Origin of the sequence: Acidovorax sp. LjRoot66 (assembly GCF_964253305.1) — a bacterium.
Taxonomy (GTDB): Bacteria; Pseudomonadota; Gammaproteobacteria; order Burkholderiales; family Burkholderiaceae_C; genus Acidovorax.
In genome coordinates this window covers 4518583-4543505 of sequence record NZ_CAXUQU020000001.1, presented here as the reverse complement: position 1 = coordinate 4543505, position 24923 = coordinate 4518583, and the positions used below count along the sequence as shown (strand labels likewise).

Here is a 24923-nt window from a genome sequence, read left to right as displayed (position 1 = left end):
CGGCGGAATGCATCCGGGACGCTGTTATGTGGGCGGGGCATTCAGAATGATGCGATTCTGGGCAATGTCTTTTTCAATCTGATCGATGCGGGCATTGATGTCTATTAAATCCCGTTCGATATCGTCTGGCGGAGGGATCTTGATCGACTGATAGACCGCTATAGGACCGGCTATGGCTGCAAGCGCCCAGAAGAAATAATGGCCACCGTGGAGCTTTTCGCCGAACGCGATGACAAGGAAGATGGGAAACAGGAAGATGCCAGCCACAAGGGAGAGCAAAAAAACCACGGCGCGATAGGCGCGGGCTTTCCCCGGCTTCTCGTCCGCTGAGTGGATCAACGCTGCCTTGCTCTCTTGGGCATCGGCAAGTTCCCGGTCCAGGCGCACCAGTGCCAGTTCTGCCGCTGTGCGGTCCGTGCCCTTCTGCACCGCCCGGATGGCTGTCTCCACCTTCCTCAGCCAGACGATGCCGCCAGAACGCTCCACGATCTGCTCGGTACCGCAGTAGCTGCATGCAAAGCGCTTCAGATTCTCTCCAATCTCAAGTGGTGCCGAGCAATTGGCGCAAGAAAGTTTCAGTAACGGCACTGGGGTCCTCGGGTTGATGAAGCAAATTTACCATTGGTGACCCCTTGCAAACGGCGAGGGTGGGCCAGTTGCATGACATTGGAAGGTCTCCGTTCTGTCACATCCCCTCCCTAGACTCGCCCGCTTCACTCACGGGGAGAAAACCACAATGACAGTTCTTCGCAGCATCAGGACCATGGGCGCCGTGTGCGCCGCCACCGCACTGCTCGCCGCCTGTGGCGGCAGCGATGACAACAACGGCGAGCGCAGCGTCGGCTCCCTGCGCCTCATCGGCCAGCAGATCCTGCCGCGCCGCATGGAGTACCAGGGCACCGTCGTCGGCGGCATCTCGGGCATCGACTATGACGAGAAGAGCAACCAGTTCGTGCTGCTGTCGGACGACCGCACGACGACCGATTCGGCGAATGCGCCGCGCATGTACACCGTGCGCCTGAACTACGACGCCAGCAGCTTCAGCGGCGTGCAGTTCCTCTCGACCTTCAGCATGAAGCAGCCCAATGGCGCGGTGTACCCCAAGGTGCCCGATCCGCTCGTGGCCGACCCTGAATCGGTGCGCGTCGATCGCGCCACGGGCAACCATGTCTGGGTCAGCGAGGGCGACCGCACGCTGGCCTCGGGCACGAGCGCCGCGCGCATCATCGACCCGTTCATCCGCGAGGTGCGCCCCGACGGCACGCATGTGCGCGAGTACCAGATCCCTGCGATGTTCCGTATGTCGGCCGACAACACCGGTCCGCGTGGCAACCTCGCTTTTGAAGGCATTGCGTTCACGCCCGACAACAGCCGGGCTGCCGTGCTGATGGAAGGTGCGCTGCTGCAGGATGGCCCGGCATCGACCACCACGGCCGGCAGCGTGTCGCGCATCACGATGTTCGACCGTGCCACCGGTGCGGCCGTGGCGCAGTACGCCTATCCCGTCGACAAGGTGCAGGCCGTGCCGGTGCCAGCGGACCAGTTCACGGTCAGCGGTGCCACGGAAATCCTGGCTCTGAGCGGCACGCGCTTCCTGGTGCTGGAGCGCAGCTTCTCCGTGGGCGTGGTGGGCAACCAGATCCGCCTGTATGAAATCAACACCGCCAACGCCTCGAACGTGCTGACCACGCCCGCACTGGCCGGTGCCGCCTACACTCCCGTTACCAAGCGCCTGGTGCTCGACTTCGAAACGCTCAAGGGCCCGCTGGGCGGCATCGCCAATCTGGAAGGCATCACCTTCGGCCCCAAGCTGGCCAACGGGCGCGATTCGCTGGTGGTGGTGGCGGACGACAACTTTCCCACGGCAGACTCACAGACCGACCGCAACCAATACCTGGTGTTTGAAGTCCTTCCTTGATCGAGGTCATTCCCTAGGTCAGTGGCGGGCCCGGGAGGCCCGCCATGCTGCCTATAATTGGCCACCATGTTCCGGAGCCTTGTCGCCGTCTTTCTCCTGCACTTTTTGCTGTGCGTGGGGATTTCCGTCGTCGGTTCCAGCAAGCCCTATACGTCGTTCGATCCGCAGGACGTGGCGGCGCTGAGCCAGTCTGCACCAGGGCAGGAGGCGCCCGGTGCCAATTCCGATGCGGACGACCATGCCCTGCTCGATGACCGGCAGGACTTTCCTGATCTGCTGCAGCCCCAGCCCCTGCCCGATACCGGCACGGTTGCTGACAGGGGCCTGATTGCGCTGACCCCGGTGCGAACGCCTTCTGCGGCCATTGCGCCACCGCACAAACCGCCAAAAGCTCTGGGCATCCTCGCCTGAGCGTCCGGCCCACGGCCGGCTCCCCCTTCGCTGCTGAAGCGGTGTTTCTCCTGGGAGGCTGCCTCCCGGCAGCCTTGCGCCACGCGCACCTGGCTGTTGCCGCATCCCCCTCTGCACCGAAGCGCCCACCGGTATTCCCTGCGCCGCCGCCCCGTGGCGCCAGCGACCGGCCCCCGACATTCACCATGGAAATCGCCACCGTGCCTGCTTTTCTTCTGCCCAAGCGGCTGTCCGACCCTTGCGGGTTTGCGGGCCCTGGTGCCATTGCCCACCTGACCCCCATGAACAAGAACACCGGGGTGCATGCCCACCACAGCGCCCCCCATTTCCGGAGCAAGCCATGCGCCTGACCACCCGTAGCAAGTTTGCCGTTGTCGCCATCGTGGACCTGGCGTCCCGCTCCGTGGGCAGCCCGGTGGCACTGTCTGCCCTGAGCGAGCGGTACGAGATTTCCGTGTCCTACCTGGAGGTCCTGTTCAGCGGCCTGCGCCAGGCGGGGCTGGTGATCAGCACCCGGGGCCCGGGCGGCGGCTACACGCTGGCCCGCGGGGCGCGCGACATTTCGGTGGCCGACATCGTGCTGGCTTCAGAGGTCGGCAAACCGGGTGGTTCCAACCGACCGGTCGATGCGATGAGTTCTTCGCAAGGCGCCATGACGGCGGAGCTCTGGGCGGCTTTCAACCATTCGGTGATGGAGTACCTCGCATCGGTGTCCGTGGCCGAACTGGTGAGCCAGCAGGCACCCATCGAGCGCATGCCGGTGGCCGCAGAAAAGAGCAGCCCTGCCAAGCGCATGAAGCCCCGGCCACAGCTGCCCCGGGAAGGGGTTCCCAATTCCGTCTTTGCGCTGGGCGCCCTGAGGGCGCTGGAGTAGCGCTGCTTGCTGTTACTTGGCGGCCGTGCGAGCCGCCTCGGCCTTGGCCTTGGCTTCATCGGCCTTGCGCTGCAGTTCCTTGGCTTCCTTTTCGGCGGCTTCGGCTTCTTTCACCTTGGCTTCCTTGGCCTTGGCATCCTTGTCTGCGCTGGGGCTGGCCATGGCATTGCCGATCATGGCGCCGGCCACGCCGCCTACGGCGGCAGCGCCCAGGGTGGATCCGATGCCGGGGCGCGCTGCGGGTGCCGCTGCCGCAGCAGGGGCTGCAGCCGCCGGAGCTGCTGCAGCCGGTGCCGCAGCTGCTGGAGTGGCGGGAGTCGCCGGCGCCTTGGGCGCGGCGGTGGCGGCCGGGGCCGCCGTGGCAGGTGCTGGACGGGCCGCAGCGGGCTTGCTGCCGCCACCCATGCGCTTGGCCTGCGCGAGCGTGGGAACGGTCAGAGCGGCGATGGCCAGGGCGATGACGGCCGAGGTGGTGCGAAGCGAAGCATTCATGGGTAGATCCAGGTCCTTGTACAGGTGAGCGGACATGCTACTGAACCGGTCTTTGGCCCTGCTGCGCCAAAGGCATTGGCTGCGCATGGATACCCGCCCGCACGAAGCGTGGCAGGTCAGCCGAGCTTGCGGACCATGTCCTCGATTTCCTGGCGGTCCAGCTCCCGGCGCTGCTCCAGGTGGTCGATGACCTGGGCGAGCAGGCGCGCCGTGCGCTCTGCCGTCGTCGAGTCCTGCTCGGTGAGGCAGTCGAAGACCAGTTGGTAGGTGTCCTTTGGTGGAATCGCGCTCATGGAAGTCTCCCGGTGTCGTGCGCACAGTCTGGGCGCACATGGGCGGGGCGGCTGTAGGCCGATGGGCGGCCTGGCTGTAGTGCGCAGTCGGTTGTGGGGCGTTCCCGCTGGGCATGAAAAAAGGGTGCGCCGGCAGGCCGGCAGCACCCAAGGGAGGGAAGAGAGAAAGAAATGGCGGCTGCGCAGTCTCAGCCGCTCACGCCGACGCGCAGTTTGGCCACGTAGCCGCTGGCGTTGTCACCCGTCACGGTGGCGGTCTGCAGCGAGACGCCGTCGCTGAACACGTTGTCGGTGGCAAACGTGATCTGCGAGAGGTTGCGCACGCTGGCGCTGTAGCCATCGGCGGTGTAGACCTGCTGGCACACGGCGGTGGGGAAGGCCAGCTGCGAGGTGCGGATGGAATTGGAGCCGCGCGTGGCGCTGGCGAGGTTGCGGTACACCTCGAAGTGGATGTGCGGCATGCGGCCCGAATAGCAGCCCGGGAAGATGGACTGGAAGGTGGCCACGCCCGAGGCGCTGGTCTCCTGCACGCCACGCAGGTAGTTCTCGCTGGTGACGCCGTTCGAGTACATCGAGTACAGGCCGTCGCGCGTGCAGTGCCACAGGTAGATGGCGTAGCCCGACAGGCTGGCGCAGCTCGATGCGGCGTTGACCAGCTCCAGCTCAATGCGCAGGGGGATGCCCGCTGCGATGCCGGTGGCGCCGCCGATGCTGGGGCGGATGTCGCTGCGCACAATGCCCGAGAGCGTGAGTGCATTGGCCACGCCGGATTGGGTGCTGTTGGTGCCGTCGCCAGGGTAGGGGCCGGCCGTCTCCTGCGGGATGATGCTGCAGGTCTGGCTGGTGGCACCGCCGGCGGCCATGCTCACCCAGTGCGACAGGGGGCCGAGGTTCAGGAAGGCGTAGCCGGTTTCGCGGCCATAGGCGTACAGGTTCGAGTCCTGCAGGCTCACGCCCAGGTAGTTGTCGGTGGTGGGGTAGAAGCGGAAGATGAAATTGGCATTGCTCTGCGCCACGGCCGAGCTGGCCGGGAACCACTGCGGGTAGCTGGCCTGGGCCCAGTTGAGCACTGTGGATGCGTCGCTGGCCGTGTCGGCCATGCTGTTGCCCGAGAGCAGGGACATGGGCGCCATGCTGCCCACGGCCAGCCAGCGCAAGGCATTGCGGCGCGTGGCGGCCTGGCGGGTCAGGGTCTTGAGGTCGTGCTGGAGCCCGTGGTGGTGGGCGGTGTCGTCGTCGTGGTGCAGGGTGTTGGTGTTCATGGGCTTGCAGGTTCTGTTGAAGAAGGAAACCATCCACCCGGACTGCGCTGCCTTTGGCTGTCTGGGTGACCGTGTGCACAGTGTGTCGCCAGCCTGTATCCCCTGTTTATGCAGTTTGTGTCGTGGTTGAAATGAAGGGCTATTGGATCGCTGTTGGAATGGCTGGGGCGGTGGTTGCTTCTGGTGTTGTTTTGAGGGCGGAGGCCGGGGTGTGCGCCCGGCGGCGCACCTACCTTCTTTTGCTTCGTCAAAAGAAGGTAGGCCAAGAAAAGACGACCCCGCTGCCCGTGTCCCCCTCGCCGGTGGCGAGGGGGCAGCCTGCGATGCTCGGTCCTGGGGTGACGCCGAAGAACTCCCTGCGCTGCCTCTGCGAGGCAGCTCCGGTCAAACAGCTTCGGCGAGCCAGATGACGATGCGCGTGTCCTTCGGCACGCGCTCACCCCAGGCCCTGCGCTTCTCGGCACGGTCAGAAGGGGGTGGGAGCGGGCTCCACGCGGACCTTTGCTTCGCTCGGCCCCGTTGCGCCTCGCTGCGCTTTGGCGTCGGCAGCGCGCAGCGCGTACCCGACCCCAGGCGCAGCTGCGAAGCAGCAGCCGTCTCTGACCCCGCTCCCCACCCCTGCTGGCTGCGCCGAGAAGCGCAGGAGCTGGGGTGGGCGTGTGTGCCGAAGGACACACACGCTTCGTCATCTGACTTGCCGCAGCTGTTTGAGCGGAGTTCGAAGAACGCAGCGAGTTCTGCGGCACCACCCCAGATCCGAGCATCGCAGGTTGCCCCCATTCGCCCGACGGGGCGAATGGGGGACGCAGACTGGGGGTCGCCTTTTCTTGGCCCACCTTCTTTTGGCGACGCAAAAGAAGGTGGGTGCGCCGCCGGGCGCACATCCCGGCTCCCGCCCTCAACCAAGGCACACCGCTAAAAACAGTGGCAGCACGGTGCTCACATCCCGGACTCTGGCTTCGGCACAAGAGGACGCACTGCGGGCCTCTCGATGCAGCAAGCAGTCAGCCTGCCAGCGGTATCACCAATTGCGCGCGCAGCCCACCCTCGGGCCGGTTGTGCAGACTCAGCCGGCAGCCATCGCGCTCCGCCAGGTCGCGCGCGATGGCCAGGCCCAGGCCGTAGCCGGCGGTGTGCGCCGGGAGTTCGCCCGCCATGGCATGGGCCGGCAGCGGGTCCTGCGACAGCCGCACCCAGGGCTCCAGGGCCTGCTCCAACTGGGCCTCGGGGATGCCCGGGCCCGAGTCGTCGATGTGCAGTACCGCGCCTTCGGGCAGGGCGTGCACGCTGAGGGTGGCGCCGCCACCATGGCGAACGGCATTGCCCACCAGGTTGCCGATCACGCGGCGCAGTGCAGCGGTGCGGGCGCGCACGCGCACGGGTGCGCTGCCGACCGGGGCCTGCAGTTGCACGGGCTGGCCCTGGTCGGCCAGGTCGTCCACCAGCGCCTGCAGCAGGGCCACCAGGTCAATGGAGCGGGCCTGGCTGCCCTCGTGCTGCTCGCGCAGCACGGCCAGGGTGTCGCCGATCATCTCGTCCATCTCGCGGATGTCGCCGATGGCGGCCTGCTGCGCCGGGCCTTCGGGCCACTGGGCCACGCGCATGCGCAGCCGGGTCAGGGGCGTGCGCAGGTCGTGCGACACGGCGGCCATGTGCAGGCCGCGCGCGTCGAACTGCTCCTTGAGCCGCTGCGACATCTGGTTGAACACCTGGGCGGCATTGCGCACTTCCACGGTGCCCAGTGTTTCATCCAGCACGGGCGGCTTGCCGCCCTTGTCGATGTCCTGCGACAGGGCGCTGGCGGCACGCGACAGGCGCAGCATGGGGCGCGACAGCCAGCGTGCACCGAGGAAGGCCGCTAGGCCAATCAGCACGAAGCGGATGCCATAGTCCATCCACAGCGAGTTCACGGGCATGGGCCCGCCCATGCGCGGCGGGTTGCCGGCGGTGAAGGGGTTGGGCGGGCGGCCGTCGCTGCCCGCTGCCGTGCCGCCGGGCGGCTGCAGGGACGGCGGTGGCATGCGTTCGCCGCCCATGGGTGGCGGCCCGGGCCAGGGATTGGCGCCTGGCCCGCCGGGCCTCGGTGGGCCGCCCGGCACGCCTGCACCGGTGAGGGGGTTGCCGGGCGGCAGCGAGGCCAGCGGCGGCAGGCGCGAGAGCGTGGTGGACAGGTCCTGTGGGTGGCGCAGCTGGGTGACCGTGAGGTAGGCCACCAGGTGGCTGCCCGCCAGCGCCACCCACATCAGGATGAACAGGCGCAAAAACAGCGTGTCCAGACGGCGCCAGTTCCAGCGCTTGCCCGGGGCCACGGGTTGGCTCACCGCTGCACCTCGACGTCGAACAGGTAGCCCTCGCCGCGCAGGGTGCGTATCAGGGGGCGATCGCGCTGGCCTTCACCGAGCTTGCCGCGCAGGCGCGAAACGGCCAGGTCGATGCTGCGGTCGCTCACCACCACGCCAGGGGCGCGCGAGAGGTCGAGCAGCCGGTCGCGGCTGAGCACCTTGCCGGCATGGGCGGTGAATGCCTCCAGCAGGCGGAACTCGGCGCTCGACAGGGCCACCATGGTGCCGTCTGGCGAGACCAGCTCGCGCCGCAGGCGGTCGAAGGTCCAGCCCTCGAAGCGCACCTGGGGCGCGTCGGCCTGGGGCGGGGCGGCCGCGCCGCGCCGCAGCACGGCCTTGATGCGCGCCACCAACTCGCGCGGCTCGAAGGGTTTGGACAGGTAGTCATCGGCCCCGAGTTCGAGTCCCAGCACGCGCGACATGGGGTCGCCCTGCGCCGTGAGCACGATCACGGGCAACTGGCCATGGTCGCGGCGCACCCACTGGCACAGGGTCAGGCCGTCCTCGTCGGGCAGCATCAGATCGAGCAGCACCACGTCAAAACCCTTGCGTGCGAGCGCAGCGCGCATGCCCCGGCCATCGCCCACGGCCTCGGTGGTGAAGCCGAAGGTTCCCAGGTAGTCGAGCAGCAGGGTGCGGATGGCGGGATCGTCGTCCACCAGCAGGCATCGGATCATGCGGAAATCTTGTGGCAGTGGTGAAGGGCCGAAGGTAGCACAGCCCCGGCGGATTCAGGAGGCCGCTTGCGGTGTGGCAACGCCCAGCAGCGCGTGGAGCCTCGGGCTGGTGGTCGTGTACTGCAAGGCCACCTTGTCGCCGCTCAGGGCTTCGGCCGCGGCAAAGGCGGCCAGTGTGGCTTCGTGAAAACCGCACAGGATGAGCTTGCGCTTGCCCGGGTAGGTGTTGATGTCGCCCACGGCGTAGATGCCGGGCACGCTGGTGCGAAAGCTGGCGGTGTCCACCACCAACTGCTTGCGTTCGATGGCGATGCCCCAGTCGGCAATCGGCCCCAGTCGCGGGGAGATGCCCAGGGCGGCGACCAGGCAGTCGAGCGGTTCGTTGGCGGTGAGGCCCTCGGTGTCCACCACCTGCAGGGCGGTCAGGCGCCCGCTCGCAGCCACCACGCCGGTGATCTGGCCGACGATGGCCTCGATACGCCCCGCATCGCGCAGGGCCTGCAATTGCTGCAACTGCTCGGGTGGCGCCTGGAAGGCATCGCGCCGGTACAGCAGGCGGACGATGGCAGGGGCTTCGGCTTGGGGCAGGGTTGCAAGGGTGATGGCATGGGCCACGGCGGCGTCATCGCCGCCATGTACCACCACGCGCTGGCCGGTCACCACGGTGCCTGCGGGCAGGTGCTGGTAGTGCACCTGCGTGCCGACAAAAGGCTCGATGCCCTCGACCTTGAGCGTGCGCGGCACGAAGGCGCCCACGCCGGCAGCGATGAACACGCTGCGCGCCAACAGGGCCTGGCCCTGGCTGGTTTCGATGAGGATGCGGCCATCGTCCTGCAGTGACACGGACGCGACCAGCGTACCCAGGTGCCAGTGCGGCTGGAACGGGGCGATCTGCTGCAGCAGCAAGGCCGCCAGCTCGCGCCCGCTGCACACGGGCACGCCCGGTATGTCGTAGATGGGCTTGTCGCCATACAGCTCCACGCACTGGCCGCCGGCATGGGGCAGGGCGTCGATCACATGGGCAGTGATGCCCTGCAGGCCGAGCTGGAAGACCTGGAACAGGCCCACCGGGCCTGCGCCGATGACCACGGCATCCGTGGCGATGGGAGGGGACGATTGCGCGAGCGTGGACACCGGCGAATGCAGCGATGCCGCTCAGCGGACCAGTTCGTTGACCTTGCCGGGCTTGCCGTTCCACTCGTCGGCGTCAGGCAGGGCGGGCTTGCGCTTGGTGATGCTCTTCCAGCCGTCGGCAAAGGCCAGGTCGGCGTTGATCTTGATGAATGCGATCTGGTCGGCCGGCAGGTCTTCTTCGGCAAAGATGGCGTTGGCCGGGCACTCGGGGATGCACACGGCGCAGTCGATGCACTCATCGGGATCGATGACGAGCATGTTCGGGCCTTCGCGGAAGCAGTCCACGGGGCAGACGTCCACACAATCGGTGAACTTGCACTTGATGCAGTTTTCGGAGACGACGTGGGTCATGACGAGAGTTGTGTGGGTCGGTGAAAACCCTCTATTTTAGAAGCTTTCACCGGCCTTGGGTTGCTGGGCCCCTGGGTCTGAGAGGGTGACGCAGGGGTTTTGGGCGCACAAATGTGCGCTCATTGCGAATGCGGATCAGTTGACCAGCACAGCGCCGGCAGTTTTGTGGCTCGCGGTGTCCACCAGGATCAGCGAGCCGAGCACGCGCGCCTGGCTAAAGGGGGCAGCGGGAAGGGGCTCCTGCAGCAGCAGTTCAACGTGGCCGATGGCGTTGGGGTCAAGCTGCGTGGCGTCGTCCTCTGCCAGGGTGTTGATGTCCAGGCGGTGCACCACGCGCTTGACCTTGGCCTTGACCCAGCGGTGCCCGTGCAGCGCCCAGTAAACGCGGCCGGCCACCAACGGCTCGTCGTCCATCCAGGCCACGGTGGTCCGCAGCTCGCGGCTGGCGGGCCAGGCCGGAACGGCAGCGGGCGTGTCGAAATCGTCCTCGGCAGCCGCCGCAGCGGGCGTGGGCGCGGCCAGGATCCAGTCGCCGCGCGACACGTCCACCTCGCGGTCGAGGATGATGCCGGCGCTCTGGCCCGCATCCACACCCACGGGGCGGCGCGCATGGTCGAGCACCTGGGCCACGGTGGCGCTCTGACCGCTCGGGAAGATCTGCACGGCCGTGCCGGGCGCCACGGCGCCTGCGGCCACCCGGCCCCAGAACACGCGGCGGCCTTGCGATGTGTCGGCGGAGGACGAGAACTTCTCTACCCACTGCACCGGGAAGGCCAGCGGCAGGCCCGTGTCGGCCGGGGTGTTGGGCAATTGTTCGAGCACTTCGAGCAGCGTGGGGCCGTTGTAGCCGCACCATCTGGCGTGGGCGTCCACCACGTTCCAGCCCTTCAGGGCCGAGACCGGCACCGTGGCGCGCACGGTAATGCCGGCATCTGCGGCGAACTTCGCAAGGGCGGCGCTGATGTGGGCGAAGGCCAGTTCGGGTTCGGCCACGGCATCGAGCTTGTTCACGGCGAACACCAGCGAGTGCACGCGCAGCAGATGGGCCAGCAGCGAGTGGCGGCGCGTCTGCGGCAGCAGCGCCAGGGCCGGGTTCTGCCAGTCGAGCTTGGTGGCATCGACCAGCACCACGGCGGCGTCGGCGCTGCTGGCGGCGGTGACCATGTTGCGCGTGTACTGCTCATGGCCGGGCGCATCGCCGATGATGAACTTGCGCGACTCGGTGGCAAAGTAGCGGTAGGCCACGTCGATGGTGATGCCTTGCTCGCGCTCGGCCGAGAGGCCGTCGGTCAGCAGGGCCAGGTCCGTCTCGCCGCCGCGCTGCACGCCGGCCAGATGGTCTTGCAGCACGGCGCGGCTGTCCACCAGCAGGCGGCCGATCAGCGTGCTCTTGCCGTCGTCCACGCTGCCGCAGGTGATGAACTTGAGGGCCGAGGCATGGTTGCTGCCAGCGTTGGCTGCGGCAGGGGCGGTGGCTTGGTATGCGGTGGTCATCAGAAATACCCGTCCTTCTTGCGCTTTTCCATCGAGGCGTCGCTCGTCTTGTCGTCCATGCGGGTCGCGCCGCGCTCACTCACGTCGGCGGCCAGGGTCTCGATCACGATCTCTGCCGGGGTGGCGGCCGTGCTCTCCACCGGTGCGGTGCAGGTGATGTCGCCCACGGTGCGAAAGCGCACGTCGCGCGTCTGCACCGTCTCGCCTTCGCGCGGTGGCGTCAGCTCGGTCACGGGCATCAACAGGCCCCGGCGGTCCACCACCTCGCGCTTGTGCGTGTAGTAGATGCTGGGCAGGCCGATCTGCTCGCGGTCGATGTACTGCCACACGTCGAGTTCGGTCCAGTTGCTGATGGGGAACACGCGAAAGTGCTCACCGGGCTGCAGCCGGGTGTTGAACAGGGTCCACAGCTCGGGGCGCTGGGCCTTGGGCTGCCACTGGCCGAAGCTGTCGCGGTGCGAGAAGATGCGCTCCTTGGCGCGGGCCTTCTCTTCATCGCGGCGGGCGCCGCCGATCAGTGCGTCGAAGCGGAACTCCTCGATGGCTTCGAGCAGCGTGACCGATTGGTGCACGTTGCGGCTCTCGCCGGGGTGGGCCAGGCGCACGGTGCCGCGGGCCATGGAGTCCTCGACGCTGCGCACGATGAGTTCGGCACCCAGTTCCTTGGCGCGCGAATCACGGAAGTCCGTGACCTCTTTGAAGTTGTGGCCCGTGTCGATCATGAGCAGCGGGTAGGGGATGCGGCCCGCGCCGAAGGCCTTCTCTGCGCACTTGAGCATCACCAGCGAATCCTTGCCGCCCGAGAACAGCAGGGTGGGGCGCTCGAAGGCGGCAGCCACCTCGCGCAGGATGAAGATGGTTTCCTCTTCCAGGGCGTCGAGGTGCGAATTGTTCAGGTGGTGGCTCATGTTCTTGTTCTGCAGCAGCGCGGCATCGGTGCGGGCGTTCATGGTCGGGTCAGCGGTGGGGGGTCAATGCGCGATGTGTAGGCCGCACTCGCGGTTCTCTTCGCCCTTGGTGGGGTCCACGTAGTCGAAGTTGTTCGGCAGGCCGTGCTGCTGGCAGTACTCGTACAGCTCCTTGGACGACCAGTGCAGCAGCGGCGCGACCTTGATCAGCCCGTCGGGGTTGATGCTCACCGGGTCCATCTGCGCACGCACGGCGGTGTCGGTGGCGCGCAGCGCGGTGAACCAGACCTTGGGGGCCGTCTCGCGCAGGGCGCGGGTAAAGGGCTCCAGCTTCACTTCTTCGGTGAAGGCGGCATGGCGCGGGTCGTCCAGCCCGGGCGTTGCGCCCTCCACGGCCTCGCGGTGCGCACGCGAGCGGCGCGGCAGGTAGATCTGCAGCTTCAGGCCGAGCTGTTTCGTCACTTCATCGGCAAAGCGGTAGGTGGCTTCGGTGTTGTAGCCGTTGTCCATCCAGACCACCGGAACATCGGGCTGCACGCGGCTGACCATGTGCAGGATCACGGCCTCGAAGGGGCGGAAGTTGGTGGTGACGATGGGGCGCTGGCCCAGGCCCAGGGCCCAGGCGACGAGACCCTCGGCGTTGCGGCCGAGTTCGGCGTTTACGGATGCGAGATCGAATTGGCTCATGGTGTTATGCGGTGACGGCCTTGTCGGCAAAGATCGGCTGGTGGTTGACCGCGTCGCCCTGGTAGAAGCCAGGGAACATCTCGAACTGGCGCTGCGCGTCCGCTGCGTCCACGCCCTCGCGCAGCACGGCCGACGAAAAGCCCGTGCGCTGCATTTGCACCAGCTGGTCGATCAGCACGTCGCCCGTGGCGCGGATGTCGCCCTTGAAACCGCGGCGGCGGCGCAGCAGAAAGGCCTGGCTGAAGGCCCGGCCGTCGGTGAAGCTGGGGAAGTGCAGGTCCACGCGCTCCACGCCGTCCAGCGCCAGCGCCAGGGCATCGGCATCGTTGGCCAGCGCCACGCTGCGCGTGTCGCCTTCGGCAGGGGCCTGGTGGTCTTGGGATGCAAGTATCTTCATGGGGTGTCTATCTCTGTTCTGGGGCGGGGCTCAGGCGGCAGCCACGGCCTCTTCCTTGTGGCGGGCCGTCTTGGCGGCTTCCTTGAACGGGTCCAGGCCGGCGCGGCGCACGGTGCTCTGGAAGGTCTCGCCGCTTTCGCGCAGGTCGCGGTAGGTGCCGAGCACGGCTTCGATCACGTCAGGCACTTCGGCCGCCGAGAACGAGGGGCCGATCACCTTGCCGGCCACGGCCGCGCCCGACAGGTCGGAGCCGTCCGAGCCGCCCAGCGTGACCTGGTACCACTCCTTGCCGTCCTTGTCGACGCCCAGGATGCCGATATGGCCGCTGTGGTGGTGGCCGCAGCTGTTGATGCAGCCGCTGATGTGCAGGTCGATCTCGCCGATGTCGTCGAGCTCGTCGAGGTCCTGGTAGCGCTGCGTGATGGCTTCGGCAATGGGCAGCGAGCGCGCATTGGCCAGCGAGCAGAAGTCGCCGCCGGGGCAGGCGATCATGTCGGTGAGCAGTTGCACGTTGGCGCTGGCCAGGCCCAGGGCCTTGGCTTCCTGCCACAGGTCGAACAGGCGGCTGGCGTGTACCCAGGGCAGAAGCACGTTCTGGTCGTGCGTGACGCGGGCTTCGCCGGCGGAGTATTGGTCCACCAGGTCGGCCAGGGCCGTGAGCTGTTCGCTGGTGGCATCGCCGGGCGACTGGCCTGCGCGCTTGAACGACAGCGTGACGGCGCGCAGCTGTGCATTCTTGTGTGCGTGTACGTTGCGCTGCAGCCAGCGGCCAAAGGCCACGTGCTCGGCGGCCTGCGCTTGCAGCGATGCAGCCAGGGCGGCGGGGTCGGCATCGGGGATGTCGGCCAGCACGGGCGGCACGAAGCAGGCGGCCACGCGGTCGAACTCGGCCTGGGGCACGGTGTGCGGGCCACCGTCGATCTCCATGATCTGGCGGTACTCTTCTTCCACATCGTCGATGTACTTCTGGCCTTCGGACTTGACCAGAATCTTGATGCGCGCCTTGTACTTGTTGTCGCGCCGGCCGTGCTCGTTGTACACGCGCACGATGGCCTCGATGTAGTTCATGATCTGGTTCCACGGCAGGAACTCGCGAATCACGGTGCCGATCACCGGGGTGCGGCCCATGCCGCCACCCACGAAGACCTTGAAGCCGATCTCGCCGGCCTCATTGCGGGCCATGTGCAGGCCCACGTCGTGCCAGCCGGTGGCCGCGCGGTCGTCCGCCGCGCCGCTGATGGCGATCTTGAACTTGCGCGGCAAAAAGGCGAACTCGGGGTGCAGCGTGGTCCACTGGCGCAGGATCTCGGCGTAGGGGCGGGGGTCGATCAGCTCGTCCACGGCCACGCCGGCCAGTGCATCGGTGGTGGTGTTGCGGATGCAGTTGCCGCTGGTCTGGATGCCATGCATGTCCACGCTGGCCAGCAGGTCCATCACGTCGGCCGCCTTGGACAGCGGGATCCAGTTGAACTGCACGTTGGTGCGCGTGGTGAAGTGGGCGCAGTTCTTGGGCAAAAAGGTCGTGCCCAGCAAGCCCTGGCCTTCCATGGCGGCCTTGAAGACGGCGGCTTCGGGTTCGTCGTAGTCCCGCGCGATGGTGGCCAGCACGCGCAGCTGGCGGCTGGCGATCTCGCCGTAGGGTACGGCCACGCGCAGCATGGGCGCGTAGCGCTGCACGTACCAGCCGTTCTGCAGGCGCAGGGGGCGGAAGTCGTCTTCCGGCAGCTTGCCGGCCTGCCAGCGCTCGAGCTGGTCGCGGAACTGGCGCGAACGCTGGTGGACGAACGTTTTGTCGAATTCTGTGTATTGGTACATCGTGGGGTACTCAGATCATTATCAATTTGGCGCCTGCCCAGGCCAGCAGGACGGACAGGGCGGAGCGGATCAGGCGCTCGGGCGTGCGGGTGACCAAGCGTGAGCCCAGCCAGATGCCCGGCAGCGAGCCAGCCAGCAATTGTGCAAGCAAACTCCAGTCCACGGAGCCCAGTGAGGCATGGCCCAATCCTGCCACCAGGGTCAATGGCACGGCGTAGGCAATGTCGGCGCCGATGATGCGTGGCAGCGGCAGCAGTGGGTACACCAGCAGCAGCACGGTGACGCCGATGGCGCCCGCACCCACCGAGGTGAAGGTGACCAGCGTGCCGATCACTGCGCCCAGCAGCACCGGCAGGCTCCAGTGGCGCGGGCGGGTGGCCTGATCGGCGTTGGCCAGGCGCAGGGCCTGGTCAGCCGCCTGGCGCTGGCGCGAAAAGGCGACCACCTTGTACAGCGTGGCGGCGGCCGTGAGCAGCAGGGCAAAGCCCAGCGTGGTGGTCATGATGCGCTGGGCCTGGCCGCTGGCCGGGCCCAGTTCCTTGAGCGCCCACAGCGCCAGGATGGCGGCGGGGATGCTGCCCGCGCACAGCTGGCCCACCACGCGCCAAGGCACCAGGCGCTGGCGCGCCATGCTCACCGTGCCGCCCATCTTGGTGAACGCGGCGAACAGCAGGTCGGTGCCGATGGCAAGGTGGGGCTTGATGCCGAAGAAAAAGATCAGCACAGGCGTCATCAGCGAGCCACCGCCCACACCGGTCAGGCCAACGATGAACCCGACCGCAAAACCCGCAAAAACAAACGCCAAATCGTGCATGGCAGCGAATGTAGAGGCACGGCTTATGGATGCAAACTATTGTTTTGTCCTGCCCTTATGCGGATAAGCTTATGCGCCAGTGCTGACGCCGGTTTGCGATGGGTCAGCAGGGCCCAGACCCTTGTTGCATGCTGGTTACACACCGGCCAGCCGCTCGGCACCCAGCGCCTTGGCCAGCTTCGCATCCAGCGGCAGAGGCTCGCCCTGCAGCCGGGCCGCGAGCAGCTCACCGCACAGGATGGACAGGGTCAGTCCGCGCGCCCCCATGGCCGTGCAGGTCCACACACCCGGCAGGGCCACGGCATCGACCGGGCCCACCACCGGCAATCGGTCGTGCAGGGTGCAGCGCACGGCGGCCCAGGTGCGCAGACCTTCGGCCGGCGCGTGCGGGCCGGCCATGGCGGCAAAGTCCGCCCGCAGGCGCTCGGCCGCAGACGGCAACAGCCCCTGCATCTTGCCGTGGTTGGCGGCGTGCGCCTCCCGTTGCTCGGCGGGCGTGGGTGGCAGCGCAGTGAGGCCGCGCTCGAAAGTCGAGCCCATGATCCAGGCGCGTGGTGCACCCGGTGCATCGGACAGCGGGAAATCCGGCACCAGGTTGCCATTGCCGTTGAGCGGAAAGGGCGCCAGCGGCGCCTCACCGGGCCCATAGGTGCCGATGGACACCTGGCCGCGCAAGGCCTGCAGGGGCCAGTGGCTGGCCAGCAGCGGGCGGCTGTCGGCGCCAGCGGCAATCACCACCACCGGGGCCTGTGCCAGCACGCGGTCTTCAGCGTCCAGCGCCTGCCATGCAGCACCGGGTGAATCGTCCACACGCTGCAGCCGGGCCACGCGGCAGTCGCCCTGCCAGCTGATGCCCGGCTGGGCCAGTAGTTCGGCTACCAAGCGTGCGGGGCGCAGCCAGCCCGCATGGGGGTGCCAGTTGGCGGGGGTGTCGGCCGGCAGCCGGACCTGCCGCAGGGTGTCTTCACTGGCCGGCTGGCTCCAGTCGGTGCCGGGGCCCTGGGCCCAGGCGGAGGGCAGGGCCTTGTTGCGGGCCTTGTCGGTTGCATGCCGCTCCAGCACGCCACTCTGGCCAAAGTCCTGCCCCTCGCGCAGCACGGCACGGGCCTGGGCGAGGGTGGCACGCACGCCGCTGCGCGACAGGCGCGACAGCAGGCTGTCGTCGGGCGAGACATGCGGGGCGAACACCCCGGCGGGCAGGCCCGAGGCGCCGGCCGCTGGTGCCGCCGCCTGGTCCAGCAGCTGTACGCGCCAGCCGCGCCGCGCCAGGCTGGCTGCGCAGGCCGCGCCAGCCACGCCGCCGCCGATCACGATGCAGTCGCCCGGTGGCCGGGATTCCGGCTCCGCCTGCCGGGTCTGCGGCGCGGTGCGCGGCTCCCAGTGTGGGTTGTAGGTGGCGTGCAGGTTGTCGCGCTTGGGGGGCACGCCGGGCATGCGCGTGACCTCGAAGCCGCACTGGGCCAGCGCATCGCGCACGGCGCGTGCAATGGTCCAGGTGGCCAGGCGCGTGCCGCGCCGGCAGCAGCGTGCCACGGCCTTGAGGGTATGCGCGTCCCAGATCTCCGGGTTGCGCTGGGGGCTGAAGCCATCGAGGTAGACGGCATCCACCGTGAGCGCCTGCTGGCGCAGCATGGCCTGGGTGTCGCCCACGTAGAGCGTGAGCAGCACCCGCCCTGCGTCGAAGCTGAGCCGGTGCACGCCCGGCAGCAGGCCCCACCACTGGGCGTGCAGCTGCTGCGCCAGTGGGGCGAGTTCGGGGTGGGCGCTGGTGGCGCGCAGCAGGTCATCGGCCCCCACGGGCCAGGCCTCGGTGGAGACGAAGTGCAGCAGGGTGCAGCGCTTTGGATCGGCACGCCACGCAGCCCAGGTCACCAGGAAGTTCAAGCCGAAGCCGAACCCGGTTTCCAGGATGCGCCATTGCGCTTGCCCAGCCCACGCCTGCGGCAGGCCGCAGCCGTGCAAAAACACCTGGCGGGCCTGGGTGAGGCCGCCGTTTTCACTGTGGTAACGGTCGCCGAAGCGGGGGCTGTAGGGGGTGCCGTCCGGCAGCCAGTCGACAGGCTCGGACATGGGCAGGGCGTGCGCTGAGCGCTTATTCAGGCGTTGGGGGCACGTAGCCCGCTGCTGCGTCGGCACCGCCGCCGAAGAAATGGTTCTCCATCTGGCGTGCCAGGTACTGGCGCGCGCGCGCGTCGGCCAGGTTCAGGCGGTTTTCATTGACCAGCATGGTCTGGTGCTTGAGCCAGCCGGCCCAGGCTTCCTTGCTCACGCCTTCCCAGATGCGCTTGCCCAGCTCGCCCGGGTAGGGAGGGAAATCCAGGCCTTCGGCTTCCTTGCCGAGCTTGATGCATTGAACGGTGCGTGCCATGGGGATTTTCCTTGTAAATCGTTGTGCGAGCGAAGTGCTCAGATAGTTTCGGTATAAAGAACTGAAATCTTAGTTGTTTCAGTTTTGATGGCGGCCTCCCAGAATGCGATCCATCGGTGTCCAGCACCCATTCGCATCCCTAATTGAAGAGGCTCTTCCATGAACTTTCGCCGCGACTTTATCAAGTTTCCTTTCGCTCTCGCCCTTGCGGGTGGCTTGGCCCTGACGGCATTGCCGTCGTTGGCCCAGTCGGTGACGCTGCTGAACGTCTCCTACGACCCCACTCGCGAACTGTACGTGGAGTTCAACCAGGCCTTCGCCAAGTACTGGAAGGGCAAGACCGGGCAGGACGTGACGATCAAACAATCGCACGGCGGTTCGGGCAAGCAGGCGCGCTCCATCATCGACGGCCTGGACGCCGACGTGGCCACGCTGGCGCTGGCTGGCGACACCGACGCCCTGCACACCAACGGCAACTGGATCCCCAAAGACTGGCAAAAGCGCCTGCCGCACAACAGCTCGCCCTACACCTCGACCATCGTGCTCGTGGTGCGCCAGGGCAATCCCAAGGGCATCAAGGACTGGGACGACCTCGTCAAGCCTGGCGTCAGCGTGATCACGCCCAACCCCAAGACCTCGGGCGGCGCCCGCTGGAACTACCTGGCCGCCTGGGAATTCGCCAAGCGCAAGCTGGGCGGCGACGCGAAGGCCAAGGACTTCGTGGCCAAGCTCTATGGCAACGTGCCCGTGCTGGACACCGGTGCGCGCGGCTCCACCATCACCTTCGCCCAGCGCAACCAGGGCGACGTGCTCATCGCCTGGGAGAACGAGGCCTACCTGCTGGAAAAGGAATTCGGCACCAAGTTCGACGTGATCGCCCCCTCGCTCTCCATCCTGGCCGAGCCCGCCGTGTCCGTGGTCGACAAGAACGTGGACAAGAAGGGCACCCGCGTGGTGGCCGAGGAATACCTCAAGTTCCTGTACAGCGAGGAAGGCCAGGACATTGCCGGCAAGAACTTCTACCGCCCGGCTATTTCCGACAAGGCCAAGGCCAAGTACGCCAAGCAGTTCCCCAAGCTCAACCTGGTGACCATCGACGGCGCCTTCGGTGGCTGGGACAAGGCGGCCAAGGACCACTTTGCCGACAACGCAAGCTTCGACCAGATCTATACACGCAAGTGAACCCCGCCCATCGCGCAAAGGACAGTTCTCCATGTCAGCCCTCTTGATTGCCGGCAGCCCGTCGGAACGCTCGCGCTCAGCCGCATTGCTGGACGCCGTGGCCCAACGCCTGTCGGTGCGCGGCGCGCTGGTGGACCGCATCCACATCCGCGACCTGTCGCCCCAGGCACTGCTGCTGGCCGATTTCGCCCACCCCACGGTGGTCGGCGCCACCGACCAGGTGGCCAGGGCCCGCGTGCTGGTGGTCGCCACGCCGGTCTACAAGGCGGCCTACAGCGGCGTGCTCAAGGTCTTTTTGGACCTGCTGCCGCAGACCGCGCTCAGGGGCAAGATCGTGCTGCCCCTGGCCACCGGCGGCAGCCCGCACCACATGCTGGCGCTGGACTATGCGCTCAGGCCCGTGCTGCAGTCGCTGGGCGCCAAGCACATCCTGCCGGGCATCTATGCCACCGACTCCCAGGTCGCCCTGACGCCCGAGGGCGCCTACGACCTGCACGCCGACATCGCCGCCCGCCTGGACGAAGCGGTGAATGTGCTGATCACCGAAACCCTGCGCCCGCCGCCGGCACAGGCCGGCCGCTTTGCCCCGGTGCATTTCTCGCAGGTGCGATGTAGCGTCTGACGCCGTGGTTGTCGCCAGCGCTTTTCCAGGCGCCTGGCGGCATCCATATCCCCTTCTTTTCTCCCCATTTTGTTGTCGAGCCGGCACCCGCCGATGCGGGCCGGCCAGGCCGCTGCATGCACGTTGCCGCCGGTCGAACCATCGCACCACCAGACATTGCTGAAAGACACATCGCCATGACACAAACCTTCCTCTCTTCGCGCCGCCGCCAGGTGGTCCTCTCCAGCCTGGCCGCTGCGGCCCTGGGTGCCGCCGGTGGCACGGCCTTCGGCCAAACCCCGGCACGCGTGCTGCGCGTAGGCCACCAGAAGGGCTGGCTGTCCATCCTCAAGGGCCGCGGCACGCTGGAAAAGCGCTTGGCACCGCTGGGCGTGAAGGTTACTTGGACCGAGTTCAATGCCGGCCCGGTGCAGCTCGAAGCACTCAATGTGGGCGCCATCGACTTCGGCGACGTGGGCGAAGCGCCGCCGATCTTTGCCCAGGCCGCCGGTGCGCCACTGGTGTACGCCGGCGCCACCGTGCCCCGCCCCGCACTGGAGGCCGTGATCGTGCCCAAGGACTCGCCCATTCGCAGCGTGGCCGACCTCAAGGGCAAGCGCGTGGCCTACAACAAGGGCTCCAACGTGCAGTACTTCCTGGTCAAGCTGCTTGAGAAGAACGGCCTGAAGTACGGTGACGTGCAGTCGATCTTCCTGGCCCCGGCAGACGCGCGTGCCGCCTTCGAGAAGGGCGCCGTGGACGCCTGGATCATCTGGGACCCCTTCCTGGCCGCGGCGCAGAAAACGCTGGACGCACGCCTGCTGGTGGACGCCACCGGCGTGGTCAACAACCGCGCCTACTACTTCACCTCGCGCGACTACGCCACGCGCAACGCCGACGTGCTGCGCATCGCCATCGAAGAGGTCAACGCCATCGACACCTGGGCCTCGAAGAACCAGGGCGCCGCCGCTGCGGAGCTGACCACGGTGCTGGGCCTGGACCGCAGCATCACCGACCTGTACCTGAGCCGCGCCAAGTTCGGTACCGCCCCCGTGACGCGCGAAATCATCGCCGAGCAGCAGTCGATTGCCGACACCTTCTTCGAGCTCAAGCTCATCCCCAAGAAGCTCAACCTGCTGCACGCCGCGCCGGTAGACCTGGGCGCCTGACCCTCTTCCCGGGAGCCTTCCATGCACACCCCCATGCCCTTTCCCCTGCATGAGCAACTGCGCCGCGTGCTGTGCGTGACCGCGAGTTCCTGGGGCCTGCCCACCCGGCCGCGCTGTGCGGGTGTGCGTGCGCCCCGGTTCGGCTTTGCCATCTCCTACTGACGCCATAACAAACCAAAAAAAGGTTTCCCATGCAGATCTTCTGGTTCATTCCCACCCACGGCGACAGCCGCTACCTGGGCACTTCCAAGGGCGCGCGCCAGCTCAGCCACGACTACCTGCAGCAGGTGGCCGTGGCGGCCGACAGCCTGGGCTACGAAGGCGTGCTCATTCCCACCGGCCGCTCGTGCGAAGACCCCTGGGTGATCGCTTCGAGCCTGATCGCGGTCACCAAGAAGCTCAAGTTCCTGGTCGCTGTGCGCCCCGGCCTGCACCAGCCCGCGCTGGCTGCGCGCATGGCCGCCACCTTCGACCGGCTCTCGGGCGGGCGCCTGCTGATCAACCTGGTGACGGGCGGCGACCAGACCGAGCTGGAGGGCGATGGCGTGTTCCTGGACCATGCCACGCGCTACGAGCAGTCGGCCGAGTTCATCCGCATCTGGCGCGAGATCATGGCCCGCAGCCACACCGGCGAGACCTATGATTTCGAAGGCCTGCACCTCACGGTGAAGGGCGCCAAGCTGCTTTTCCCGCCGCTGCAGAACCCGCATCCACCGGTGTACTTCGGCGGTTCGTCCGACGCGGCCCACGACCTGGCGGCCGAGCAGGTCGAAACCTACCTGACCTGGGGCGAACCCCCGGCCGAGGTGGCCAAGAAGGTGGCTGACGTGCGTGCACGGGCCGCCAAAAAGGGCCGCACGGTGAAGTTCGGCATTCGCCTGCACGTCATCGTGCGCGAGACCGACGCGCAGGCATGGGCTGCGGCCGAGGAACTCATCAGCCATGTCGACGACGCGACCGTGGTGCGCGCCCAGGCGGTGTTTGCGCGCATGGACTCGGAAGGGCAGCGGCGCATGGCGCGCCTGCATGCAGGCGGTGCCAAGCGTGCGCGGGCCGACCTGGAGATCAGCCCCAACCTGTGGGCCGGCGTGGGCCTGGTGCGTGGCGGCGCCGGCACGGCCCTGGTGGGCGACCCTGAGACGGTGGCTGCACGCATCACGGAATACGCGGCCCTGGGCCTGGACACCTTCGTGCTCTCGGGCTACCCGCACCTGGAAGAGGCCTACCGCTTTGCCGAGCTGGTGTTCCCGCTGCTGCCCCTGTCAGTGCGCGAGAAGCTCACCGGCGGCAACCCGCTGGGCCCGTTCGGCGAATCCGTCGCCAACGAGCTGCCACCGCGCGCCTCGCAAAGCTGAGCACCCCGCAAAGGAGATCGCCCATGGCCATCCATTCCATCAACCACGTGCAACTGGCCTTTCCGGCCGGTGTCGAGGAGCCCATCCGCAACTTCTACAGCAGCCTGCTCGGCCTGCCCGAGGTGCGGCTGGCCGCAGGCAACGCGCTGCACTTTGCCGCCGGCACCCAGCGCATCGACCTGGTGCCCACCGACCACTGGCAGAGCGCGCCCTCGGTGTCGCACCTGGCGCTGGAGGTGCAGGACCTGCCCGCACTGCGCGGGCGCCTGCTGCAGGCCCAACTGCCCCTGGTGGAGAACCGGGCGCTGCCCGGCTACCTGCGTTTTTACGTGAAAGATCCGGCGGGCAACCAGCTGGAATTTCTGGAACCCGACACCGAACGACAGGAGTTCGCATGACTTCATCATCCCTCCGTGAGCTGCAGGTCTCGCCTGTGGCCGACTCCATCGACGCGCCCAGCCTGGCGCCGTTGGTGCCCTCGCAATGGCTGCGCTTTGCCAAGGGCGTGCTGCAGCGCCTCTTGCCCTGGGCCGTGCCCGTCACGCTGATCGTGGTGTGGCAGATCGCCTCGTCGCTGGGCTGGCTCTCCACCCGGGTGCTGCCGGCACCGCTGGAGGTGATCAAGGCCGCGTGGACGCTGACCGCCTCGGGCGAGCTGTGGACACACGTCAAGGTCAGCGCCGGCCGGGCGCTGGCGGGCCTGGCCATCGGCGGCGGCCTGGGGCTGGCGCTGGGGCTGCTCACGGGCTCGGTGCGCCTGTTCGAGACGCTGCTGGATTCCACCATCCAGATGGTGCGCAACATCCCGGCGCTGGCGCTGATCCCGCTGGTGATCCTGTGGTTCGGCATCGACGAGTCGGCCAAGCTGTTCCTGATCAGCGTGTCGGTGTTCTTCCCGATCTACCTGAACACCTTCCACGGCATCCGCAACGTGGACCCGGGCCTGATCGAGATGGGGCGCACCTATGGCCTGTCGCGCTGGCAGCTGTACCGCCAGATCATCCTGCCCGGCGCGCTGTCCAGCATCCTGGTGGGCCTGCGCTTCTCGCTGGGCCTGATGTGGGTGATCCTGATCGTGGCCGAGACCATCTCGGCGCAGTCGGGCATCGGCTACCTGACCATGAACGCACGCGAGTTCCTGCAGACCGACATCGTGCTCGTGGGCATCCTGCTGTACGCGCTGCTGGGCAAGCTGGCCGACCTGTTCGCCAAGGGCCTGGAAGGCTACTGGCTGCGCTGGCACCCCGGCTACCAGAGCGCCTGATACGGATTCGCCTTCAACCGTCTGACGTCGTTGGTTCGCCTTGCCGTGCTACAGCACTGTCTGCGGCTTCCCGCCTAGTCATACGGTCGAACGCGAATCCGTAGGACCCCTACCACCGCATTCCAAGATTCCAAGTACCCGCATGTTTGCCTATTCTTCCATCCTCTCCCGGCGCACGGCGCTGGCGCTGCTGGCTGCCACGGCCAGCGGCCTGGCGTCCGCACAAAGCGGCGCCAAGCCCGATACCGTGCGCATTGGTTACCAGAAGTCGTCCACCCTGATCGTGGTGCTCAAGACCCAGAGCACGCTCGAAAAGCTGCTGGCGCCCCTGGGCACCAAGGTCACCTGGCATGAGTTCACCAGCGGGCTGCCGCTGCTCGAAGCCCTGAACCTGGGCAACATCGACGTGAGCGCCGACGTGGCCGACACCGTGCCGGTGTTCGCCCAGGCGGCTGGCGCCGCACTGACCTTCGTGGCGCAGGAGGCGCCGTCCCCCTCGGCCCAGGCCATCGTGGTGCGCGCCGATTCGCCGCTCAAGACCGTGGCCGACCTCAAGGGCAAGAAGATCGGCTTTGCCAAGGCCGCCGGTGCCCACTACCTACTGATCGCCGCGCTGGAGAAGGCCGGCCTGTCGTTCAAGGACATCGACCCCGCCTACCTCACGCCGGCCGACGGCCGCGCCGCCTTCGAGCGCGGTGCCATCGACGCCTGGGTGGTGTGGGACCCGTTCCTTGCCGCCGTGCAGCGCCAGTCGAATGTGCGCATCCTGGCCGACGGGCGCGATGTGGCGTCCTACCAGCGCTACTACCTGGCCGCCACGCCATATGCCCAGGCGCGCGCCGACGTGCTGCGCGTGCTGTTCGCCGAGCTGCAGAAGGCCGGCACCTGGGTCAAGGGCAACCCCAAGGACGCCGCCGCGTTGCTGGCACCCGTGTGGGGGCTGGATGCCGCCACGGTGGAGCAGGCCAACAGCCGCCGCAGCTACGAGGTGCGTGCCGTGTTGCCGGGCGGCCTCTCCGAGCAGCAACGCATTGCCGATGCCTTTCTGTCCGAGAAACTGCTGCCCCGGCGTGTGAACACGCTGGACGTGGCGCTCTTCAAGCCGGGAGCCTGAC

The 24923-nt window shown here is 67.5% G+C and carries 28 protein-coding genes; 12 read left to right on the top strand and 16 right to left on the bottom strand.

The annotated features are described in order from the left end of the window. Positions 1–24 precede the first annotated feature (24 nt). On the bottom strand, positions 25–588 hold the full coding sequence (locus ACSQ3Y_RS21355; protein WP_436178799.1) for a hypothetical protein: 564 nt from the start codon (positions 586–588) through the stop codon (positions 25–27). 148 nt (positions 589–736) lie between these two features. Here ACSQ3Y_RS21355 and ACSQ3Y_RS21350 point away from each other — a divergent pair, with 148 nt between their 5' ends. The 4 genes from ACSQ3Y_RS21350 to ACSQ3Y_RS21335 all read left to right on the top strand — a co-directional run bounded on the left by ACSQ3Y_RS21350 (position 737) and on the right by ACSQ3Y_RS21335 (position 3203). Beyond that, complete coding sequence (locus tag ACSQ3Y_RS21350) at positions 737–1918, top strand: esterase-like activity of phytase family protein (protein ID WP_428000332.1); 1182 nt, start codon at positions 737–739, stop codon at positions 1916–1918. Between the two features lie 66 nt (positions 1919–1984). Next, entirely contained in the window at positions 1985–2329 is a 345-nt protein-coding gene (locus tag ACSQ3Y_RS21345) for a hypothetical protein (RefSeq protein WP_436178798.1), read from the top strand. A gap of 200 nt (positions 2330–2529) precedes the next feature. Further along, positions 2530–2679: a hypothetical protein gene (locus ACSQ3Y_RS21340; RefSeq protein WP_436178797.1), complete on the top strand. Its 150-nt coding sequence runs from the start codon at positions 2530–2532 to the stop codon at positions 2677–2679. Beyond that, the gene (locus ACSQ3Y_RS21335; RefSeq protein ID WP_057203551.1) at positions 2670–3203 is read left to right on the top strand and encodes an Rrf2 family transcriptional regulator; all 534 of its coding nucleotides are present in this window, start codon (positions 2670–2672) and stop codon (positions 3201–3203) included. The genes ACSQ3Y_RS21340 and ACSQ3Y_RS21335 overlap by 10 nt, the downstream gene beginning before the upstream one ends. A gap of 12 nt (positions 3204–3215) precedes the next feature. On the opposite strand, the gene ACSQ3Y_RS21330 is transcribed toward ACSQ3Y_RS21335, so the two are convergent. From ACSQ3Y_RS21330 to ACSQ3Y_RS21260, 15 genes are all read right to left on the bottom strand, one after another. Continuing rightward, positions 3216–3695 carry an ABC transporter substrate-binding protein gene (locus ACSQ3Y_RS21330; protein WP_164470698.1) on the bottom strand — a complete coding sequence of 160 codons (480 nt, stop codon included), beginning with the start codon at positions 3693–3695 and terminating at the stop codon, positions 3216–3218. Between the two features lie 116 nt (positions 3696–3811). Then, entirely contained in the window at positions 3812–3988 is a 177-nt protein-coding gene (locus ACSQ3Y_RS21325) for a hypothetical protein (RefSeq protein WP_157412592.1), read from the bottom strand. A 188-nt stretch (positions 3989–4176) separates the two neighbouring features. After that, positions 4177–5250 carry an intradiol ring-cleavage dioxygenase gene (locus tag ACSQ3Y_RS21320; protein WP_436178796.1) on the bottom strand — a complete coding sequence of 358 codons (1074 nt, stop codon included), beginning with the start codon at positions 5248–5250 and terminating at the stop codon, positions 4177–4179. Positions 5251–6254: 1004 nt separating this feature from the next. Further along, positions 6255–7571 carry an ATP-binding protein gene (locus tag ACSQ3Y_RS21315; protein WP_436178795.1) on the bottom strand — a complete coding sequence of 439 codons (1317 nt, stop codon included), beginning with the start codon at positions 7569–7571 and terminating at the stop codon, positions 6255–6257. Next, entirely contained in the window at positions 7568–8269 is a 702-nt protein-coding gene (locus ACSQ3Y_RS21310) for a response regulator (RefSeq protein ID WP_436178794.1), read from the bottom strand. Before ACSQ3Y_RS21310 ends, ACSQ3Y_RS21315 begins: the two co-directional genes overlap by 4 nt. Before the next feature lie 54 nt (positions 8270–8323). After that, on the bottom strand, positions 8324–9403 hold the full coding sequence (locus tag ACSQ3Y_RS21305) for an NAD(P)/FAD-dependent oxidoreductase (protein ID WP_436178793.1): 1080 nt from the start codon (positions 9401–9403) through the stop codon (positions 8324–8326). 21 nt (positions 9404–9424) lie between these two features. Beyond that, positions 9425–9754: a ferredoxin FdxA gene (fdxA, locus tag ACSQ3Y_RS21300; RefSeq protein WP_179680748.1), complete on the bottom strand. Its 330-nt coding sequence runs from the start codon at positions 9752–9754 to the stop codon at positions 9425–9427. A 135-nt stretch (positions 9755–9889) separates the two neighbouring features. Beyond that, positions 9890–11248, bottom strand: coding sequence for a sulfate adenylyltransferase subunit 1 (locus ACSQ3Y_RS21295; protein WP_436178792.1), 1359 nt, complete (start codon positions 11246–11248; stop codon positions 9890–9892). Beyond that, complete coding sequence (gene cysD / locus ACSQ3Y_RS21290) at positions 11248–12198, bottom strand: sulfate adenylyltransferase subunit CysD (protein WP_057265676.1); 951 nt, start codon at positions 12196–12198, stop codon at positions 11248–11250. Before cysD ends, ACSQ3Y_RS21295 begins: the two co-directional genes overlap by 1 nt. Positions 12199–12219: 21 nt before the next feature. Further along, on the bottom strand, positions 12220–12843 hold the full coding sequence (locus ACSQ3Y_RS21285) for a phosphoadenosine phosphosulfate reductase domain-containing protein (protein ID WP_057265674.1): 624 nt from the start codon (positions 12841–12843) through the stop codon (positions 12220–12222). Positions 12844–12847: 4 nt separating this feature from the next. After that, on the bottom strand, positions 12848–13240 hold the full coding sequence (locus tag ACSQ3Y_RS21280) for a DUF934 domain-containing protein (RefSeq protein WP_057207061.1): 393 nt from the start codon (positions 13238–13240) through the stop codon (positions 12848–12850). Positions 13241–13270: 30 nt separating this feature from the next. Next, the gene (locus ACSQ3Y_RS21275; protein WP_057265672.1) at positions 13271–15055 is read right to left on the bottom strand and encodes a nitrite/sulfite reductase; all 1785 of its coding nucleotides are present in this window, start codon (positions 15053–15055) and stop codon (positions 13271–13273) included. A gap of 10 nt (positions 15056–15065) precedes the next feature. Then, the gene (locus tag ACSQ3Y_RS21270) at positions 15066–15869 is read right to left on the bottom strand and encodes a sulfite exporter TauE/SafE family protein (RefSeq protein WP_436178791.1); all 804 of its coding nucleotides are present in this window, start codon (positions 15867–15869) and stop codon (positions 15066–15068) included. Between the two features lie 135 nt (positions 15870–16004). Then, positions 16005–17939 carry an FAD-dependent 5-carboxymethylaminomethyl-2-thiouridine(34) oxidoreductase MnmC gene (gene mnmC / locus ACSQ3Y_RS21265; RefSeq protein WP_436178790.1) on the bottom strand — a complete coding sequence of 645 codons (1935 nt, stop codon included), beginning with the start codon at positions 17937–17939 and terminating at the stop codon, positions 16005–16007. A 22-nt stretch (positions 17940–17961) separates the two neighbouring features. Continuing rightward, positions 17962–18237, bottom strand: coding sequence for an oxidative damage protection protein (locus tag ACSQ3Y_RS21260; protein ID WP_057207053.1), 276 nt, complete (start codon positions 18235–18237; stop codon positions 17962–17964). 159 nt (positions 18238–18396) lie between these two features. Between ACSQ3Y_RS21260 and ACSQ3Y_RS21255 the strand changes: the two genes are divergently transcribed. The 8 genes from ACSQ3Y_RS21255 to ACSQ3Y_RS21220 all read left to right on the top strand — a co-directional run bounded on the left by ACSQ3Y_RS21255 (position 18397) and on the right by ACSQ3Y_RS21220 (position 24922). Next, positions 18397–19419 carry a sulfate ABC transporter substrate-binding protein gene (locus ACSQ3Y_RS21255; RefSeq protein WP_436178789.1) on the top strand — a complete coding sequence of 341 codons (1023 nt, stop codon included), beginning with the start codon at positions 18397–18399 and terminating at the stop codon, positions 19417–19419. A gap of 31 nt (positions 19420–19450) precedes the next feature. Beyond that, complete coding sequence (gene ssuE, locus ACSQ3Y_RS21250) at positions 19451–20041, top strand: NADPH-dependent FMN reductase (RefSeq protein ID WP_436178788.1); 591 nt, start codon at positions 19451–19453, stop codon at positions 20039–20041. Between the two features lie 176 nt (positions 20042–20217). Next, positions 20218–21189, top strand: coding sequence for a sulfonate ABC transporter substrate-binding protein (locus ACSQ3Y_RS21245; protein WP_436178787.1), 972 nt, complete (start codon positions 20218–20220; stop codon positions 21187–21189). A gap of 21 nt (positions 21190–21210) precedes the next feature. Next, positions 21211–21351, top strand: coding sequence for a hypothetical protein (locus ACSQ3Y_RS21240; protein WP_164470697.1), 141 nt, complete (start codon positions 21211–21213; stop codon positions 21349–21351). A gap of 29 nt (positions 21352–21380) precedes the next feature. Further along, complete coding sequence (gene ssuD, locus ACSQ3Y_RS21235) at positions 21381–22544, top strand: FMNH2-dependent alkanesulfonate monooxygenase (protein WP_436178786.1); 1164 nt, start codon at positions 21381–21383, stop codon at positions 22542–22544. A gap of 23 nt (positions 22545–22567) precedes the next feature. Beyond that, on the top strand, positions 22568–22942 hold the full coding sequence (locus tag ACSQ3Y_RS21230; RefSeq protein ID WP_436178785.1) for a VOC family protein: 375 nt from the start codon (positions 22568–22570) through the stop codon (positions 22940–22942). Beyond that, positions 22939–23808: an aliphatic sulfonate ABC transporter permease SsuC gene (gene ssuC / locus ACSQ3Y_RS21225; RefSeq protein ID WP_436178784.1), complete on the top strand. Its 870-nt coding sequence runs from the start codon at positions 22939–22941 to the stop codon at positions 23806–23808. Before ACSQ3Y_RS21230 ends, ssuC begins: the two co-directional genes overlap by 4 nt. A 142-nt stretch (positions 23809–23950) precedes the next feature. Beyond that, a complete protein-coding gene (locus ACSQ3Y_RS21220; RefSeq protein WP_436178783.1) occupies positions 23951–24922 on the top strand; it encodes an aliphatic sulfonate ABC transporter substrate-binding protein in 972 nt (323 codons plus the stop codon). The last annotated feature ends 1 nt before the right edge of the window (position 24923 follow it).